Consider the following 14,761-nt stretch of genomic DNA (forward strand, 5'->3'; position numbering starts at 1 on the left):
GACAATCGCACGGCGTCACCCACGCTGCTCCGAACGAGCGAGCACCGGGGCGGGCCGGGCGGTAGTGGGTGAGGCGGGGTCCGCGCCGGTCGCTGTGGGACACCGCTCGTGGCTACAGGCGCAGCCGCGCGGCGTTCTCCCTGACGTGGGCGAGGGTGCCGCAACCGAGGTCCAGCTGCCGACGGCGTTCGCCGGTGAACGCCCGGCCCAGCGCGGTGCGGTCCGAAAGGGACAGTGTGCGCCGCAGTTCGTTGAGCAGCCCGCGTTCCTCGCCCCGGATATGCGCGTCGACGACGGCTTCCAGGCCGATCAGCGCCTCGTCGAACCCCGCGCCCTCGAGCGGGTCGGCCTCCAGCACGGCGAGCAGTTCGGCGCCGAACCCACCGTCCTGACCGGACGGACGCACCACGCGCTCGACGGCGGTGGCGTGCGCGACGAGCAGAGCCGACAGCTCGGCGCGCAGCGTTTCCCGGTCGGCGTCCTGGTCGCGCAGCTCGCGGCACAGGCGTTCGAGCTCCCGATGGTCGCCGAGCAGCACCTCGGTCAGCTCCGAACCGGGCTGCCGTGGTGTCCCGGCCGGGCGCATCCAGCCGAAGGTCAGCTCCACGGCGTGGCGCCACTGCGCGTACTCGGTGTCGCGGCGCGCCGGATCCATCGCGGGCAGCCACTGGCCCGCCCGGTGCCAGTTGCGCCGCAGCCCTTCGAGGTCCGGCCAGTACCCCACGGACAGACCGGCCGCGTACGCGGCGCCGAGCGACACCGTCTCGGCCACCATCGGGCGTACCACCGGGACGTCGAGCACGTCCGCCACGCACTGCATGAGCAGGTTGTCCGCGGTCATGCCACCGTCCACCCTGAGCGTGGACAGCGCGAGCCCCGAGTCGGCGTTCATCGCGTCGACCACCTCGCGGGTCTGCCATCCGGTGGCCTCCAGCACCGCCCGCGCGAGGTGTCCCTTGGTGATGTACGAGGTCAGCCCGGCGATCACCCCGCGTGCCTCGCTGTGCCAGTGCGGCGCGAACAGCCCGGAGAACGCGGGCACGATGTAGCAGCCGCCGTTGTCCTCGACCGTCCTGGCGAGCGTTTCGATCTCCGGCGCGCTGCCGATGAGTTCGAGGCCGTCGCGGAACCACTGCACCAGCGACCCGGTGACCGCGATCGAGCCCTCCAGCGCGTACACCGCGGGCTCGTCACCGATCTTGAACCCGACCGTGGTGAGCATGCCGTGGGTCGAGAGGACCGGCGTCGCACCGGTGTTGAGCAGCAGGAAGCTCCCGGTGCCGTAGGTGCACTTCGCCTCGCCCGGCGCGAAACAGGTCTGCCCGAACAACGCCGCCTGCTGGTCGCCGAGCGCCGCCGCGATCCGGATACCGGGCACGACCCGCGAGGTCGTGCCGTAGACCTCGGTGGACGACCGGATCTCCGGCAGCATCGCCCTCGGCACGTCGAAGAACTCCAGCAGCTCGTCGTCCCAGCGCAGGGTGCGGATGTTCATCAGCATGGTGCGGCTGGCGTTGGTGACGTCGGTGACGTGCACGCCGCCCTCGGGCCCGCCGGTCAGGTTCCAGATCAGCCAGCTCTCCATCGTGCCGAACAGGACGTCGCCGCGTTCGGCGCGCTCGCGAAGGCCGGGCGTCCGTTCGAGCAGCCAGCGGATCCGCGGCGCGGAGAAGTACGTCGCCAGCGGCAGCCCGCACAACCGCCGGACGCGGCGGGCGGCCGGCTCGCGTTCGAGGTGTTCGAGCATCCGGTCGGTGCGGGTGTCCTGCCAGACGATCGCGCGGCCCACCGGCGTCCCGGTGTGCCGGTCCCACAGCACCGTGGTCTCGCGCTGGTTGGCGATGCCGAGCCCGGCGACCTGCTCCGCGCTCACCCCGGCCTCCGCCAGCGCCCTCGGCACGATCCGCCCCAGGTTCTTCCAGATCTCGACGGCGTCGTGCTCGACCCAGCCCGGGCGCGGAAAGTGCTGCTGATGCTCGCGCTGGGCCACCGACACCAGCCGCCCGCGCGCGTCGAACAGGATGCACCGGGTCGAGGTCGTGCCCTGGTCGATCGACATCACGTACCGCTGGACCATGTTCCCGCTCCGTCAGTGCCGTTCAGCGCCGCGACGCTTCGAGATCACGGGACACCGCGCGCGCGGCGTCGCGCACGTGCCCGAGCAGTCGCGGGTTCGGGCCGCCGTCGGACTCGCAGAGGCGATCCACCGGACCGGAGACGCCGATCGCGCCGACCACGATGCCACCGTGCCCGCGGATCGGCGCGGCGATCCCCGCCTCGTCGGGGGCCAGCTCGCCGCGCTCGCCCGCCCAGCCCGCCTCCCGCACCTTCGCACACGCGCGCTTGATCGCGGTCGGCGAGGTGAGGGTCCGCCGGGTGTAGGCCTCCTGCTCGCCGCCGCGCAGCGCGGCCACGAGCGTCACGTCGTAGGCGAGCAGGACCTTGCCCAGCGCCGTCGCGTGCAGGGGCAGCAGCGCGCCGACGTCGAGGCTCTGCGGGGAGTCGTCCGGCCGGAAGACATGGTGTACCACCAGAACCCGGCCCTCCAGCGGGGCTCCGATGCGGACGGTCTCGCCGCTGCGCGCGGCGAGCGCGTCCGCCCAGTTGATCGCCCGCGAGCGCAGCTCGTTGACGTCGAGGTAGCTCGTGCCCAGATGCAGCAGTGCGGCGCCGAGCTGGTACTTGCCGCTGTCGCGGTCCTGCTCGACGAAGCCGACGCCCTGGAGCGTGCGCAGGATGCCGTGCGCGGTTCCCTTGGCCAGCTCCAGCGATTCGGCGATCTCACCGACGCCGAGGCGGCCGGAACCGCGCGCCAGCAGCCGCAGGATCGCGGCGGCGCGTTCGATGGACTGGATGGGACCCGGCACGGCGCGACCCTAACCCGGCCTGCGCCGATTCGACAATGTCGAACCCACCGGCGTGTCGTTCGACAATGCCGACCCGACCTCGTTGACCCCGTGTTTTCGCGCTCTTAACGTCCGGGCACCGGCAAGGGAGCCGGTGTCCTAAGTGGAGGAAGCAATGGTGCGAAACCTCAAGGCCCGGGGGCTGTCCGGCGAACTCGCCGCGGAGTTCGTCGGGACGATGATCCTCATCCTGTTCGGCTGCGGGGTGGTGGCGCAGGTCGTCGCCGGGGGTATCGGGGATCACGACAGCATCGCCTGGGCCTGGGGGCTCGGCGTGACGCTCGGGGTGTACGTGGCGTCCCGGATCAGCGGCGCCCATCTCAACCCGGCCGTGACGATCGCGCTCGCGGTGTTCCAGGGGTTCTCCTGGCGCAAGGTCGCGCCGTACGCGCTGGCGCAGACCGCGGGCGCGTTCGTCGCCGCGCTGCTCGTGCGCTGGAACTACACCGAGGTCCTGCACGCGAAGGACCCCGGGCTGACGATCAAGACGCAGGGCGTGTTCTCCACCCTGCCGGGTAACGGCACCCTCCCGGTGAGTGACTGGGGCGCCTTCCGCGACCAGGTGATCGGCACCGCGATCCTCGCCCTGCTCATCTTCGCCATCACCGACCTGCGCAACACCGCGCCCGCCGCGAACCTGGCGCCGCTCATCGTCGGGTTCGCCGTCGTCGGGATCGGCATGGCCTGGGGCACCAACGCCGGGTACGCCATCAACCCGGCCCGCGACTTCGGCCCGCGACTGGCCTCCTGGCTCACCGGGTACGACACCGCGTTCACCGACCAGTACGGCTACCCCTACTGGTGGATCCCGATCGTGGCACCCGTCGTCGGCGCGCTGATCGGCGCCGCGATCTACAAGTACGCCGTCGCGCGCTTCCTGCCCGGCGACGAGTTGGAGACCGTCCCGGCACCCGCCAAAGACGCCGCCTGAGCCCGAGAGTCCGAAGAGGAGTTTCCCCATGCCTGATTTCGTCGGAGCCATCGACCAGGGCACCACGAGCAGCCGCTTCATGATCTTCGACCACGGCGGCAACGAGATCGCCCGCCACCAGCTCGAACACGAGCAGATCCTCCCCCGGCCGGGCTGGGTCGAGCACAACCCGACCGAGATCTGGGAGCGCACCCGCGCGGTCGTGGCCTCCGCGCTGACCAAGGCGAACCTCGCCGCGAGCGACCTCGCCGCGCTCGGCGTCACCAACCAGCGCGAGACCACCGTGGTGTGGAACCGCCGCACCGGCCGTCCGTACTGCAACGCGATCGTCTGGCAGGACACCCGCACCGACCGGATCGCGGCCACACTGGAACGCGAGGGCAAGGGCGAGGTCATCCGCCGCAAGGCCGGGCTGCCGCCCGCCACGTACTTCTCCGGCGGCAAGCTCCAGTGGATCCTGGAGAACGTCGAAGGCGTGCGCGCGGACGCCGAGCGGGGCGACGCGCTGTTCGGCACCACCGACACCTGGCTGCTGTGGAACCTCACCGGCGGGATCGGCGGCGGCGAGCACGTCACCGATCCGACCAACGCCAGCCGCACCATGCTGATGGACCTGGAAACGCTGGACTGGGACGACGAGCTGCTGTCCTTTTTCGACATTCCCCGCCGCATGCTGCCCGAGATCAGGCCGTCGTCGAACCCCGGGTTCTTCGGGCTCACCCGCGCGGACGGCCCGCTCGGCGGCGTGGTCCCGATCACCGGCGACCTCGGCGACCAGCAGGCGGCCACCGTCGGCCAGGTGTGCTTCCGGCCCGGCGAGGCCAAGAACACCTACGGCACCGGCAACTTCCTGCTGCTCAACACCGGCCACGAGCTGGTCCGGTCGAAGCACGGGCTGCTCACGACCTTGTGCTACCAGTTCGGCGACGAGAAGCCGGTGTACGCGCTGGAGGGCTCGATCGCGGTGACCGGCTCGGCCGTGCAGTGGCTGCGCGACCAGCTCGGCATCATCAGCGGCGCGTCGCAGAGCGAGGCGCTGGCCAGGGAGGTCGCCGACAACGGCGGGATCTACTTCGTGCCCGCGTTTTCCGGCCTGTTCGCGCCGTACTGGCGGTCCGACGCGCGCGGCGCGATCGTCGGCCTCACCCGCGCGACCACGAACGCGCATCTGGCGCGCGCGACCCTGGAGTCCATCTGCTACCAGAGCCGCGACGTGGTCGAGGCGATGGAGAACGACTCCGGCGTCAAGCTCGACGTGTTGCGTGTGGACGGTGGTGTCACCGCCAACGAGCTGTGCATGCAGCTGCAGGCCGACGTCCTCGGCGTGCCGGTGTCCAAGCCGGTGGTGGCCGAGACGACCGCGCTCGGCGCCGCCTACGCGGCCGGACTGGCCGTCGGGTTCTGGGCCTCGACCGACGAGCTGGAACAGAACTGGAACGAGGACAAGCGCTGGCAGCCGTCGTGGTCGGACGCGCAGCGCGCCCAGGGCTACGCGGGCTGGCAGAAGGCCGTGGGCCGCACGCTCGACTGGGTCGACGTCCAGTAAACCCTTCGCACCATCCAAGGAGAATGACGGTGTCATCAGTACCCCTGTCCCCGTTGCACCGCGAGGAATCCCTGCGGAAGATCGGTGAGCGCGAGCTCGACGTGCTGGTCGTCGGCGGTGGCGTGACCGGTGCCGGCATCGCGCTCGACGCCGCCTCGCGCGGCCTGTCGGTCGCGCTCGTCGAGGCCCGCGACTTCGCCGCGGGCACCTCCAGCCGGTCCAGCAAGCTGATCCACGGCGGGCTGCGCTACCTCGAACAGCTCGACTTCAAGCTGGTGCGCGAGGCGCTGAAGGAACGTGGCCTGCTGTTGCAGACACTGGCCCCGCACCTGGTCCGCCCGGTGAAGTTCCTGGTGCCGCTGAAACACCGCGTGTGGGAGCGCGGCTACATCGGGGCCGGGGTCACGCTGTACGACACCCTCGGCGGGGCGCGGGCGCTCCCCCGGCACCGGCACCTTTCGCGGCGCCGCGCGTTCGAGGTCGCGCCCGGGCTCGCCGACGACGCGCTGATCGGCGCGATCCAGTACTACGACGCGCAGGTCGACGACGCCCGGCACACCATGACGATCGCGCGGACCGCGGCCGAGCAGGGCGCCGCGGTGCTCACCCGCACCCGGATGACCCGGCTGGTGCGCGAGGGCGGCCGCGTCGCCGGCGCGGTGGTGGTCGACCTGGAAAGCGGTGCCGAGATCGAGGTGCGGGCGAAGACGGTCGTCGCGGCCACCGGCGTGTGGAGCGACGACATGTCGAAGGCCGCGGGCATCCCCGCGCCGTTCACCGTGCGCGCGTCGAAGGGCGTCCACCTCGTGGTGCCGCGCGAAAAGATCGACCTGGACACCGGGCTGATCCTCCGCACCGAGAAGAGCGTCCTGTTCGTGATCCCGTGGGGCAGGCACTGGATCGTCGGCACCACCGACACCGAATGGGACCTGGACCGCGATCACCCGGCCGCCAGCCGCGCCGACGTCGACTACGTGCTCGACCACCTCAACGCCGTGCTGCGCACCCCGATCACACACGACGACATCGAAGGCGTGTACGCCGGGCTCCGTCCGCTGCTCGCCGCGAAGGCCGCCGCCACCACGAAACTGTCGCGTGAGCACGCGGTCGCGCGCCCGGTGCCCGGCCTGGTGATCATCGCGGGCGGCAAGTACACGACCTACCGGGTGATGGCCGCGGACGCCGTCGACGTCGCGATGGAGGACGTCGCCCGCCCCGCCCCGCCGTCGTGGACCGACCGGCTGCCGCTCGTCGGCGCCGAGGGCTACCACGAGCTGTGGCGTGACCGGGCCGCGCTCGGGCTGCCGCTGGACCGCGCCGAACACCTCCTCGGCCGGTACGGGAGCCGGACCACCGACCTGCTCGCGATGATCGACAAGCGCCCCGAGCTGGGCGAGCCCATCCCCGGCGCCGAGGAGTACCTCAAGGCCGAAGCCGTCTACGCGGTCTCGCACGAGGGCGCGCTGCACCTGGAGGACGTCCTCACGCGCCGCACCCGGATCTCCATCGAGGTGACCGACCGCGGCGTCACCGCGGCACCCGAGGTGGCCGCGCTCATGGCGCCGCTGCTCGGCTGGGACGAGGCACGGCGGCGGCGCGAGGTGGACAACTACCTCGCGCGGGTGCGGGCCGAGCTGGCCGCGCAGGAGCAGCCCGACGACGTCGCCGCCAACGCCAGCAGGCTGGACGCCCCCGCCCTGCTGCCCGGCTGAGATCCGCCGCGAAGGTCCGTGAATGCCACATTGAGGGACTCTGAGTCCCTCAATGTGGCATTCACGGACCGGCCTTGACTTCAAGTGAACTCGAAGTTCGAGACTGGGTCCATGCGAGCGATCATGGCGACCCGATTCGGCGCCCCCGACGTCCTTGACCTTGTCGAACTGCCCACCCCCGAGCCAGGACCGGGCGAACTCCGGATCGCGGTGACCGCCGCCGGGGTGGGCTGGCTGGACGCCCGGATCCGCGCGGGCGAGGGGCCCGGCGTGTTCGCGGTACGGCCGCCCTACATTCCCGGCGGGGCGGTGGCGGGCACCGTCGACGCGATCGGGGACGGGGTGGCCGGGCACTGGCTGGGCACCCGGGTGATCGGCCGGGCGGGCACCGGGTACGGCGGCGGCTACGCCGACACCGCGATCGCGGCGGCCGGGAACGTCTTCCCGGTACCGGACGACCTCGGCCTGCACAGCGCGCTGGCGCTGCTCGACGACGGCAGCACCGCGGTCGCGCTGCTGGAGAAGACGCCGGTGCGGGCCGGGGAGCGGGTCCTGGTGGCACCCGGGGTCGGCGGGCTCGGCAACCTCCTCGTCCAGCTCGCGCTCGCCGGGGACGCCCGGGTCATCGCCGCGGTGCGCGGGCCGGAAAAGCTCGCCGTGGCACAGGATCTGGGCGCCGACGCGGTCGACTACGCGGCACCGGACTGGGCCGCACAGGTACGGGCCCGCACCGACGGCCGCGGGGTGGACGTGGTGTTCGACGGCCTCGGCGGCACCGTCGGCGCGACGGCGGTGTCCCTGCTCGCCGACGGTGGCCGGTTCTCCGGCTACGGCATGGCGAGCGGGGCCGAGACCGTCCTCGCCGACGCCGACCGGCGGCGCCTGACCGTGGTGGACATGGCCCAGCTCCCGGAGTTCTGGCCGGACACCCCGCGCCGGGTGCGGCACGCGCTCGCCGAGGCGGCCGCGGGGCGGCTGCGCCCGGTGCTCGGGCAGACCTACCCGCTCGCCGAGGCCGCCGCGGCGCACGCGGACATCGAGGCCCGCCGATTCCTCGGGAAGAGTCTGCTCGTGCCGTGATCTCCCTTACCGGGCAAGCAGTTCCCGCAGCGCCTTGACGACCCGCGTGGGCGCCTCCTCGGCCATGAAGTGTCCCGAAGACATCGTGACGTGGTCGAGGTCGGGCGCCCACGCGCGCCACAGCGCGGCGGCGTCGAAGCCCAGCATCGCGCCCCAGTCCTCCTGCAGCACGGTCACCGGCATCCCCAGCCGCCGCCCCGCCGCGCGGTCGGCGAGGTCGTGCTCGACGTCGATGTTCGCCGACGCGCGGTAGTCGGCCACGATCGAGGGGACCGCGTCGCGCGAGGCGGCGAGGTACGCGGCACGGATCTCCTCGGGGATCGCGCCGGGATCGCGGCCCCAGAGGTCGAGGAAGTAGCCGAAGAAGGCGTCCGGGGCGGCGCCGATCAGCGTCTCGACCAGCCCCGGCGGCTGGGCCATCAGGTAGAGGTGGAACCCGACCGCGGCGGACCGCCCCTTCATCGCCTCCCACATGTCGACGGTGGGCAGCACGTCGAGCACCGCGAGGTGGCTGATCGCGCCGGGGTGGTCCAGTCCCGCGCGGAAGGCGACGAGCGCGCCCCGGTCGTGCCCGGCCAGCGCGAAGCGCTCGAACCCGAACTCGCGGGCCACCGCGACGACGTCGGCGGCCATCGCGCGCTTGGCGTAGGTCCGGCCGTCGGTGTCCGCCGGCTTGCCGCTGGCGCCGTACCCGCGCAGGTCGGGGCAGATCACCGTGTGGTCCGCGGCCAGGTCGGCGGCCACGTGCCGCCACATCAGATGGGTCTGCGGGAAGCCGTGCAGCAGCACGACGGGACTCCCCGAGCCGCCGACGGCGGCGCTGATCCGCACCCCGTCCGGGGTGGTGACGTCGTGGTAGCCGAACCCGGCGATGGTGGTCTGCACGTACTGTCCTCTCGTCCGCGGCGCCGCTCCGGCGCCGCGTCGCCCACCCTGCGCGCCGGGGATCAGTAACCGATCAGTGCCGGATTAGGGTGGTCGAGTGACGTCTTCGGCGGAGTTCGGTGTGCTCGGGCCGCTGATCGCCACCCTCGACGCGGCGGAGGTCGACCTCGGCGGGCCGGCGCAGCGCGCGGTGGTGGCGCGGCTGCTGCTCGCCAGGGGCCGGGTCGTCCCGCTGACGCTGCTGGTCGACGACCTCTGGGAGCGACCGCCCGCGAACGCCGTCGGCACCGTCCGGACGTTCGTCTTCGCGCTGCGCCGCGCCCTCGAACCCGACCGGCCGCCCCGGTCACCCGCGCGGCTGCTGGTCACCGCCGCGCCCGGGTACGCGCTGCGCGCCGCGCCCGGCTCGGTGGACGCCTGGCGGTTCGAAGCCGCGGTCACCGCGCCGGAGCCGTCACTGTCCGATTTGGACACGGCGCTCGCGTCGTGGCGCGGTCCCGCCTACGCGGAGTTCGCCGACCGGCCGTGGGCACGCGCCGAAATCGACCGCCTCGACGAACTGCGCCTGCTCGCCGTCGAACGCCGGGCGGAGGCGGCACTCGCGCTCGGCCGGGCAGGCGAGGTCGTCCCCGAGCTGGAGGCGCACCTCGCCCGGCGGCCGTGGCGCGAATCCGCCTGGCGGCTGCTGGTCCTGGCGCTCTACCGCGCCGGACGGCAGGGCGACGCCCTCGACGCGCTCCGCCGGGCACGTGAACTCCTCGCCGCCGAACTGGGTGTCGATCCCGGACCGGAACTGCGACGGCTCGAAGCGGACGTGCTCGCCCACGCCCCGCACCTCGCACCGCCCCGCCCGAGCACCGTCGAGCGGGGCGAGGCACCCGGCCCCGCCGGACGGACCTTCGTCGGCCGGGCCGCCGAACTGTCCCGGCTCCAGGTCCTCGCGGCGGAAGTCCAGGCGCACGGACGGCCGCGGCTGGCGCTGGTGTCCGGCGAGGCGGGATCGGGCAAGACCACGCTCGCCACCGTCCTCGGTGAGCGGCTGACCGGCTGGACGACCGCCTGGGGACGCGGTCCGGACCACGCGGACGCGCCCGGCGGATGGCCCTGGACCGAGGTGCTCGCCGCGCTCGCGGCCGAGGTGCCCGACGGTCCGGTGTTCCAGCGGCGGCAGGCCATCGGCACGGCGTTGGCGGCCGCCGCCGCGCGTTCGCCCGTGCTGCTCGTGCTCGACGATCTGCAATGGGCGGACGAAGAAACGCTGACCGTGCTGGCCGCGCTGGCCGCCGCTCCCCCGCCGGGCCCGATCCTGCTCGTCGGCACGTACCGGACGACGGAGATCTCCGCCGAGCTGACCGCCGCGCTCGGCCGCCTCGCGCGCGCCGAACCGGTCCGCGTGCCTCTGGACGGACTGTCCGAAGCGGCCGTCGGGGACCTGCTGCGCGCGACGAGCCACCACGACGTCGGGCCGGAACTGGCCCGCGCCGTGCACCGCCGGGCCGGGGGCAATCCGTTCTTCGTCACCGAACTCGCCCGCCTGCTCGACACCGAAGGGTCCGAGGCGCTCACCGTGCTGTCCTCGGTGCCCGCCGGTGTCCGCGACGTGGTCCGGCACCGGCTCGGCACGCTGCCGGAACACACCGTCAGGACGTTGCGTCAGGCGGCCGTGATCGGCCTCGAACTCGATCTCGACCTGCTGATCCCCCTCGCGGGCGACGAGGACGAGGTACTCGGCGCGGTCGAGCGCGCGCTGCTGGCCGGGTTCCTGGTCGACGACCGCGGCATCCGGTTCTCCCATGCGCTGGTCCGCGAAACCCTCTACGACGACATCTCCCGCCCCCGCCGCGCACGCTGGCACGCGGCCGTCGCTGAAGCGTTGGAACGGCTGCGCCCCAACGACTTCGCCGCTCTCGCCCGGCACTTCCTGCGCGCCGAGGGCCCGGCGGCAGCGTCCCGCGCCGCCCGCTACGCCCGTGCCGCGGCCGAACAGGCCGAGCACCGTTTCGCGCCCCACGAGTCGGCACGGCACTGGCGCGACGCCGTCGAGGCGTACGACCGCTCCGGCGCCGACGACCCGCGGACCCGGCTCGATTCGGTCATGGGCCTGGTACGGGCGCTGGCACTCACCGGCGGCCTGGAATCCGCGCGGACACACCGTTCCGCCGCGATCACCGCCGCGGAACGGCTCGGCGAACCCGGGCTCACCGCCCGGGTGATCACCGCCTTCGACGTCCCGGCGATCTGGACCCGCAACGACGATCCCGGCCTTTCGGAAAAGGTCGTCGATGCCGCCGAACGCACCCTTTCCGCGCTCTCCCCGGACGAAACCGCGCTGCGCTGCCGTCTGCTGAGCACGATCGCGCTCGAACTCCGCGGCATGCCGGGGGAACGCGGTCCGCGCGCGGCGGCCGAGGCCGAGTCCCTCGCCCGGCGGCTCGACGACCCGGCGCTACTCGCGTTCGCGCTCAACGCCCGCTTCATGCACGCGTTCGACCGCGCCGGGCTCGCCCCGCGCCGCGCGGAGATCGGCCGTGAGCTGGTCGAGCTCGCCACCCGGCACGAACTGGTGACCTTCGAGGTGCTCGGCAGGCTGATCCTGGTGCAGGCCTCGGCGGCGCTCGCGGATTTCGCGACCGCCGACGGCCACGCGCGGGCCGCGGACGCGCTCGGTGAGCGGCACGAGCTCCCGCTCGTGAGTGTCTTCACCGAGTGGTACGCCGCGCTCCGGCTCGCGGCCGCCGAACGCGAGCGGGAGGCGGAGTCCGCGTACCGGACCGCGGCGGTCCGGCTGCCCGGCACCGGGATGCGCGGGGTCGAACACGGCCTCCTCCCCCTGGCGCTGCTGTGCCTGCGCGTCCACCGTGGACAGTCCGATATGGACGATGTCGATTTCGGCCCGTACGAGCCGTGGGCCCGTCCGGTGCTGCTGCTCGCCTCCGGACGTCGCGCCGAAGCGGCGATCGCCGCACGGGAGATCCCGGACTCGCCCCGCGACCTGCTGTACGAAGCCCGGACCTGCCTGACGGCCGTCGCCGCGCTCGGCGTCGGCGACAAGGCCTTGGCGCGCAGGACTTACGACGCTCTCCTGCCCGCTGTCGGTGAGCTCGCCGGGGCGGGAAGCGGTCTGGTCACCCTCGGCCCCGTCGCCCGCCACCTCGCCGATCTCGCCGACGCGCTGGACCTGCCCGACACGGCCGAAAAGCATCGTGCGCAAGCGCGTGAACTCAGCGCGAGAACCCGCGCCGAACCGCCCCCGCGATGACACCTCCACCCACCGAAATGTGACGTAGGTCATCATGGCAACCTCCGTCGTCCGCGGGGCGTATACCGATCGGCGACCGCCGAGGGCGATCGGGGGCGGGAACCCGAAGCTGGGCGTGTCCGAGGCGGACGCCGTGACAACAAGGTTGCTGGCCCCTGCTCAGCAGTCGGGCAACGCAATGGCTACTACTTCACGCCCGCGAGGGCAGAATGCCGCGTGGCAGCGGCGTTTCATCTCGAAGACCGATGGAGTGGTCTCCATCGGCGGCACGCCGAAGATGCGTACGCCGCAGGAGAGCTGGCGCGGCGCGACCTTCAACAACCAGCGTGAGACCTACCCGACCTCGCACAGGACAGCCAGCTTTTGCTCACCTACAGACCAGCGCAAACATCATCAGTTCACCTGATCGTGTAGCTACATGTGTTCGACTGTGTCGGTAACGTTGATGGTGTGAGTACCGGCGGCGGCACCCAGACATCGCGCACCGAGTGGTGGCGCGAGGATGCCGACTGCCTGCTGTCCGAACTGGTCCGCACCGAACGTCAGCAGCGGCGTTTGGCGGCCCGGCAAGGGGAAATCCTGGCCGAGCTGGAACGGCGTGGTGTCCGGGAGGTTACCGGGTATGGGAGTCTGGCGCGGTTGTTGTGTGAGACGCTGCATCTTCCGTTCGCCGAGGCGAAAGCGCGAGTGGCGCGGGCGGTGGCGTTGAACGGCACCCAGGATCTGACGACCGGCGAGCAGCCGCCGATCGCGCCCGCCACAGCACTCGCGGCGGTGGAGGGTGCGGTGGGTGCGGCGCAGATCGACAAGATCCTCGGTGTTCTCGGGAAACTCCCGACAACACTGCCCGTGGGCGAGCGGGACGAGGCGGAGAAGATCCTCGCCGAACTGGCCCGTACGGCTGGACCTCGGGAGATCGACAAGGCCGGGGCGCGGTTGCTGGCCCAGCTCGACCCGGACGGGCCGGAGCCGAAGAACCCGGACCCGAAACCCTTCCGGCCCGAGTTCTCGATCGCCCCACATCGGGATGGCGGGCACCAGATCAAAGCCCGCGTCGACGACGAAACCTCCGCACGGTTGCGGGCAATGATGGACCCCCTGGCGAAACCCCGGCCCGCCACCGAAGCCGAAGGCCGCGACACCCGCTCACCCTGGGAACGACGCGGACACGCCTTCTCCGAACTCGTCCGCATGTGGGCCGAACACCCAGACCTGCCCACCCAAGCCGGAGAAGCCACCCACATCGTCGTCACCGTCGGCCTGGAGGAACTACGCACCGGGATCGGCCAGGCCACCCTCGACCCCCACGGCGAGATCACCGCCGCCCAAGCCCGACGCCTCGCCTGCGACGCCAAAATCATCCCCATGGTGCTCGGCACCCACAGCGAACCCCTCGACGTCGGACGAGCCCACCGACTCGCCACCCCCGCCATCCGCCGCGCCCTCATCCACCGCGACCGCGGATGCGCCTTCCCCGGCTGCGAAGCCCCCGCCTCCCAATGCACCGCGCACCACATCGCCTACTGGGCACACCACGGGGAGACCAAAGTGGACAATCTCGTGCTCGTATGTTCCATACACCACAAGGTCATCCACCGATCCGAATGGGAAGTCCGCGTCGCCACAGACGGACTCCCCGAATTCCTGCCACCCACCTGGCTCGACCCCACCCGCACCCCACGACGCAACACCATCCACCGAACCTGAGCCGCACTCGGATGGGCGACGCGCCAGGCAGCCGACGCCAAACGGGCGCCGGGCGTCTCGTTTTCCCGATCGTATGCGGCCGGCCATCAGGCCGGGCACATCCAGGCAGGATGACTCGCACGATCACACCGGCGCCGCTCAGGAGCAGCAGTTTTCGGGTCGACCGACCTCAGTTCCGCCGCCGTCGGTACCGTAGATCTGGGAGTCGGCCTTGACGGTGTAGACCTCCCAGGGCTCCTGGCCGGGGCCGTGCACCCAGACCTTGTCCTGCACCGCGTAGCAGCAGGTGGTGTTGTCCTCCATCAACGTTTCGAGTCCTTCGCCGGTGAGCCGCCGGGTGGCGGTGTCGACCTGCTCGGTGGACTCGACCTCGACGCCGAGGTGATCCATGACGGTGGCCTGGCCGGGCTCGCCTTCCAAGAGCACGAGCTTGAGCGCGGGCTCGGTGATGGCGAAGTTCGCGTAGCCGGGGCGGCGTTTCGCGGGTTCGGTGCCGAACAGCTTGCTGTAGAAGGCGATCGAGCCTTCCAGGTCGCCGACACGCAGTGCGAGCTGGACTCGGGACATCCCATCCTCCTTGGATAGACAAATGTCGAAACAGGATGCGACTTAGATTGCCGTCTATGTAGATGTCTGTCAACATAGAGGGATGTCGAAGCAACTGCCGATCATCGCGATGGACGCCTGCTGCTCCCCGCTGGCCCGGGAACCGTTGTCCGAGGAGCAGTCGGTGGA

The 14,761-nt window shown here is 71.9% G+C and carries 11 protein-coding genes and 1 pseudogene; 8 read left to right on the top strand and 4 right to left on the bottom strand.

What is annotated here, in order from left to right; translation table 11 throughout:
* Nucleotides 1-112: 112 nt before the first annotated feature.
* Nucleotides 113-2,077, bottom strand: coding sequence for a glycerol kinase GlpK (gene glpK, locus ABD987_RS16530; protein WP_345393327.1), 1,965 nt, complete (start codon nucleotides 2,075-2,077; stop codon nucleotides 113-115).
* Between the two features lie 22 nt (nucleotides 2,078-2,099).
* Nucleotides 2,100-2,867 (bottom strand): IclR family transcriptional regulator, encoded by a 768-nt coding sequence (locus tag ABD987_RS16535; protein ID WP_345393330.1) that lies wholly within the window; start codon nucleotides 2,865-2,867, stop codon nucleotides 2,100-2,102.
* Between the two features lie 154 nt (nucleotides 2,868-3,021).
* Between ABD987_RS16535 and ABD987_RS16540 the strand changes: the two genes are divergently transcribed.
* From ABD987_RS16540 to ABD987_RS16555, 4 genes are all read left to right on the top strand, one after another.
* Nucleotides 3,022-3,837 (top strand): MIP/aquaporin family protein, encoded by an 816-nt coding sequence (locus tag ABD987_RS16540; RefSeq protein WP_345393333.1) that lies wholly within the window; start codon nucleotides 3,022-3,024, stop codon nucleotides 3,835-3,837.
* A 28-nt stretch (nucleotides 3,838-3,865) separates the two neighbouring features.
* Entirely contained in the window at nucleotides 3,866-5,383 is a 1,518-nt protein-coding gene (gene glpK, locus ABD987_RS16545) for a glycerol kinase GlpK (RefSeq protein WP_345393336.1), read from the top strand.
* Between the two features lie 23 nt (nucleotides 5,384-5,406).
* Nucleotides 5,407-7,095, top strand: a complete 1,689-nt coding sequence (glpD, locus tag ABD987_RS16550; RefSeq protein WP_345393339.1) for a glycerol-3-phosphate dehydrogenase — start codon at nucleotides 5,407-5,409, stop codon at nucleotides 7,093-7,095.
* A gap of 111 nt (nucleotides 7,096-7,206) precedes the next feature.
* Nucleotides 7,207-8,175 carry a zinc-binding dehydrogenase gene (locus ABD987_RS16555; protein ID WP_345393342.1) on the top strand — a complete coding sequence of 323 codons (969 nt, stop codon included), beginning with the start codon at nucleotides 7,207-7,209 and terminating at the stop codon, nucleotides 8,173-8,175.
* Between the two features lie 6 nt (nucleotides 8,176-8,181).
* Here ABD987_RS16555 and ABD987_RS16560 read toward each other — a convergent pair whose 3' ends face one another.
* Nucleotides 8,182-9,060 (bottom strand): alpha/beta fold hydrolase, encoded by an 879-nt coding sequence (locus ABD987_RS16560; RefSeq protein WP_345393345.1) that lies wholly within the window; start codon nucleotides 9,058-9,060, stop codon nucleotides 8,182-8,184.
* A 97-nt stretch (nucleotides 9,061-9,157) separates the two neighbouring features.
* Between ABD987_RS16560 and ABD987_RS16565 the strand changes: the two genes are divergently transcribed.
* The 3 genes from ABD987_RS16565 to ABD987_RS16575 all read left to right on the top strand — a co-directional run bounded on the left by ABD987_RS16565 (nucleotide 9,158) and on the right by ABD987_RS16575 (nucleotide 14,026).
* The gene (locus tag ABD987_RS16565; protein ID WP_345393348.1) at nucleotides 9,158-12,319 is read left to right on the top strand and encodes an ATP-binding protein; all 3,162 of its coding nucleotides are present in this window, start codon (nucleotides 9,158-9,160) and stop codon (nucleotides 12,317-12,319) included.
* A 115-nt stretch (nucleotides 12,320-12,434) separates the two neighbouring features.
* The gene (locus tag ABD987_RS16570) at nucleotides 12,435-12,725 is read left to right on the top strand and encodes a hypothetical protein (protein WP_345393351.1); all 291 of its coding nucleotides are present in this window, start codon (nucleotides 12,435-12,437) and stop codon (nucleotides 12,723-12,725) included.
* A gap of 44 nt (nucleotides 12,726-12,769) precedes the next feature.
* Nucleotides 12,770-14,026 (top strand): HNH endonuclease signature motif containing protein, encoded by a 1,257-nt coding sequence (locus tag ABD987_RS16575; protein WP_345393354.1) that lies wholly within the window; start codon nucleotides 12,770-12,772, stop codon nucleotides 14,024-14,026.
* Between the two features lie 138 nt (nucleotides 14,027-14,164).
* On the opposite strand, the gene ABD987_RS16580 is transcribed toward ABD987_RS16575, so the two are convergent.
* Nucleotides 14,165-14,593, bottom strand: a complete 429-nt coding sequence (locus tag ABD987_RS16580; RefSeq protein WP_345393357.1) for an ArsI/CadI family heavy metal resistance metalloenzyme — start codon at nucleotides 14,591-14,593, stop codon at nucleotides 14,165-14,167.
* 82 nt (nucleotides 14,594-14,675) lie between these two features.
* On the opposite strand from ABD987_RS16580, the pseudogene ABD987_RS16585 reads away from it, so the two are divergent.
* Nucleotides 14,676-14,761: pseudogene (locus tag ABD987_RS16585) on the top strand (transcriptional regulator); the annotation flags it as partial.

Origin of the sequence: Amycolatopsis samaneae (assembly GCF_039541975.1) — a bacterium.
Taxonomy (GTDB): domain Bacteria; phylum Actinomycetota; class Actinomycetes; order Mycobacteriales; family Pseudonocardiaceae; genus Amycolatopsis; species Amycolatopsis samaneae.

Bases quoted from the DNA above. Each gene is read 5' to 3' on its own strand.
- ABD987_RS16580 (WP_345393357.1), bottom strand. From the start codon at position 14,593: ATGTCCCGAGTCCAGCTCGCACTGCGTGTCGGCGACCTGGAAGGCTCG.
- ABD987_RS16540 (WP_345393333.1), top strand. From the start codon at position 3,022: ATGGTGCGAAACCTCAAGGCCCGGGGGCTGTCCGGCGAACTCGCCGCG.
- glpD (WP_345393339.1), top strand. From the start codon at position 5,407: ATGACGGTGTCATCAGTACCCCTGTCCCCGTTGCACCGCGAGGAATCC.
- glpK (WP_345393336.1), top strand. From the start codon at position 3,866: ATGCCTGATTTCGTCGGAGCCATCGACCAGGGCACCACGAGCAGCCGC.
- glpK (WP_345393327.1), bottom strand. From the start codon at position 2,077: ATGGTCCAGCGGTACGTGATGTCGATCGACCAGGGCACGACCTCGACC.
- ABD987_RS16555 (WP_345393342.1), top strand. From the start codon at position 7,207: ATGCGAGCGATCATGGCGACCCGATTCGGCGCCCCCGACGTCCTTGAC.